At 59.7% G+C, this 3332-nt stretch carries 2 protein-coding genes; both read left to right on the top strand.

What is annotated here, in order from left to right:
- On the top strand, positions 1 to 899 hold an 899-nt coding region (locus tag H5U08_RS13420), incomplete at its 5' end, for a hypothetical protein (RefSeq protein WP_297033995.1).
- Between the two features lie 610 nt (positions 900 to 1509).
- A partial coding sequence (locus tag H5U08_RS13425) for a diguanylate cyclase (protein ID WP_297033997.1) occupies positions 1510 to 3332 on the top strand: 1823 nt, incomplete at its 3' end.

Raw genomic sequence — 3332 nt, forward strand, 5'->3', positions numbered from 1 at the left:
ACAACGCGGGCCCGATTCCCCACCATATGCATCAGCGCCAGGAGCACGCCCAGAAGACGGGTCAGGAAGGCAAGCCGGAAGCCTACTACTTCCCGCCCCAGTTGAACGCTGCCGAGAATCATTTCGACTACACCTTCATGGGGCTTGAACCCGGCGTCACTAAAGATGACGTCAAACGGTGCCTGGAAAACTGGAACAAGGGGGACAACGGAATTCTCGACCTGTCCCGGGCGTACCGGCTGAAACCGGGGACCGGCTGGCTTATTCCGGCGGGCGTCCTCCACGCGCCCGGGTCCCGTTGCACGTATGAACCCCAGTGGGGGTCGGACGTTTTTGGAATGTTCCAGTCAATGGTCGAAGGACGCTACGTCCCCTGGGAGTTGTGCGTGAAAGACGTGCCCAAGGAATACCAGCACGATTTGGACTACATTGTGGACCAGCTCGACTGGGAAAAGAACGTCGATCCCTACTTCCGCGAACACAACTACCTGGAGCCCATCGTGGATGAGGAAAACTCCGGAGAAGGCTACACCGACCGCTGGATCGTCTATGGTCTGGTGGATGGCAAGCAGCTCTTCTCCGCCAAGGAGCTCACGGTGATGCCCGGCGCGAAATGCGTCCTTCGCGATCCAGGCGCCAGTGGCTGGATCACCGTCCAGGGATGCGGCTATATCAGCGTCCAGGGGTATGAGAAGAGCAAACTCTGGTTGCAGACGCCGATCATGATCCGCTTCGGAGAAGAGCCGGATGACGAGATCTACATCACCTATGAGGCGGCCAAAGCTGGTGTCATCGTGGAGAACACGGGAACCGAGCCGCTCGTGAGTCTCCGGTACTTCGGGCCGGATGTCCATCCCAAGGTGCCCAACGTCGGCGACTACAAAAAGCAGAAGCGGTAAGCCCCGCGGGTAAGAGCCCGGGCGGTCGCAAAGGGCCCGTCCCGGAATGACCGCTTTGTCTGAAAGTGTAACCATTTGGACCTCGGTCAGGGTGGCATATGATCTACCCTGACCGTTTTTTGTCTGAATCGGGGCTACCCACCAAAAGCGCTCCATCTGGCAACAGTTGATTTCATGCTGCCCTGTTTGCTTACTTTTTTCATCAGGACAAGAGAATGCCAACGCACGGCTGGTTTTGATACGCCAGATTGTCGTCGCGAACACGATTCCATGTTCCGCTCGCTTGATTTGGCGGGAAAGAGTTTGACCTTGTTTTCGCCGTAACCTAGGCTTTGAGAGAAGCCATGACAATGCCCTGGTGAAACTCGACTTATCGTTGGCCAGGCAAATTCTTGTTTAGTCCGTTGTTCAACAGGCAACTCATCCGGAAATGATTGACCGGCCACACATACGGGGAGCTTGCGGCAGTTTCTGATCGGGAACCGCTGTCTTGCGGGCAAACACGTTTTGGACAGATCTCAACCCGATGCCGGACGGCGGGGGTGAGGCTGGTCGGTTCATTTCACCGGAGGGATTCCTGTTGTGAATCATTGGAGAAAGGGGACCACGTATGTCCGAGATCGCGGCACCAGCTTCCGGTGCCCCTGAGACGCAGGTGACGCCGCTGCCCGGCGGAGTGACGGAACCCTCTGGACCGGCAACGGAAGCGCTTTCATCGAGTGTCATACCGTCCGGACAGGAAACCGGGTCACCGGACATCGCCCATTATGAACGCCTCGTGGCAGCCCGGCTGGGAGTGTCGGCCGGTCTATTCGCTGCCCTGCGGGTTCGCCATCTGCCGACCGCCATCCATTCCCTGCGCGTGGCTCTTCTCTGCTCGGCCTGGGCCAAATGGCGCGGCATGACAGAGCAGGAACGCGACGAGCTCGAAGTCGCCGCCCTTTTGCACGACGTGGGCCTGATTGGTCTGCCGGATCAAATCCTCCTTAAACCGGGGCCGTTGACTCCGGAGGAGATCCTTTACGTCGATCGTGCCCGGCTGATGAGTGTGGAAATCCTTCGGCACGTCACCGACAACGAAAGGATTTTGCGGATTGTGGGCAACGTGCCGGCGTGGTATGACGCGACCAGGGCGGGGTACTCAGCGTGGGGGCGAGCCATCCCCGAAGCGGCCCGGATGATCGCCGTCGCCGAAGCCTTCGACGCCATGACCACGGACCATCTTTACCGTCCCGCGATGAGCGTGGAACGGGCATTTGCGGAGCTGTATCATGGGGCGGGACGGCAATTTGACCCTGATCTCGTGGAAGAGTTTGTTCGGTTTTATCGGGGCGGTGCGGATGGAGCCAAAGAAGATGTCGCCCGACGCTGGCTGACCGACCTGGACGCCGAGTCGGTCAACCATCTGTGGCGATGGGTCTCCCCCTCTCAAACCATTCTCCCCCCGGAGATGGAGACCGTCTTCCAGCACCGCCTTTTGCAGAACATGCGGGATGGCGTCATCTTCGTCGATACCCAGGAGCTTATTCTCCAGTGGAATCCCGGAGCAGAGCGGCTCAGCGGAATCATGGCGGAAGCCGTGCGTTCGCGAAAGTGGTCCCCTACTATTCTTGGGCTGCGAAGCGAACGGGGAGAACCGCTGACCGAGCAGGATTGTCCCGTCCTCACCGCCCTGCGATGCGGGGCCCAGGTGCTGCGGCGCCTCAGCATGCAGGGCAGGAATCAGGAGAAAGTCCCGGTCGATCTCCACGCCGTTCCGGTGGTCCTGCAGGATGGGACTATTCTCGGCGCCGTGGCCATCATTCATGACGCCTCACCGGAGATCAATCTGGAACAGCGGCTCGAATATTTCCGCGAACGCGTGACCCGCGATCCGCTCACAGACCTTGCCAACCGCGCGGAATTTGATCGCATGTTGCCACTCTTTGTGGAGCAGTACCAGCGGCGAGGAATTCCCTTCAGCCTCATCATCTGCGACCTCGATCGCTTCAAACAGGTCAATGACACCTACGGTCATCAGGCGGGGGACGACGCCCTGCGGACGCTGGCAGGGGTTCTGCGCCGGTTCTCCAGGTCCGGGGATCTGGTCGCCAGATACGGAGGCGAAGAATTCGTCATGCTCTGTGCTGCGTGTGACATTGCGACGGCCACCCGTCGCGCCGAAGAAATGCGAGAAGCCCTCGCCCGCACACCCCTGGCTCGGCTGAACGGTCGGGTGGTAACGGCCAGTTTTGGAGTCACGGAAGTTCAGCCGGGGGACACTCCCGAAACAATTCTTCGACGGGCAGATCGGGCGCTTCTCATGGCCAAGGCCAACGGCCGAAATATGGTCGTCCAGCTCGGGGTGGGCAATCACGGCGAGACCACACCTGTCAGTTCCAAACACTGGTGGTGGCGTTCCGCATCGCCAGAGGTTTCCGTGGAAGAGACGCT

This window comes from Thermogutta sp., from assembly GCF_014359955.1.
GTDB lineage: Bacteria > Planctomycetota > Planctomycetia > Pirellulales > Thermoguttaceae > Thermogutta.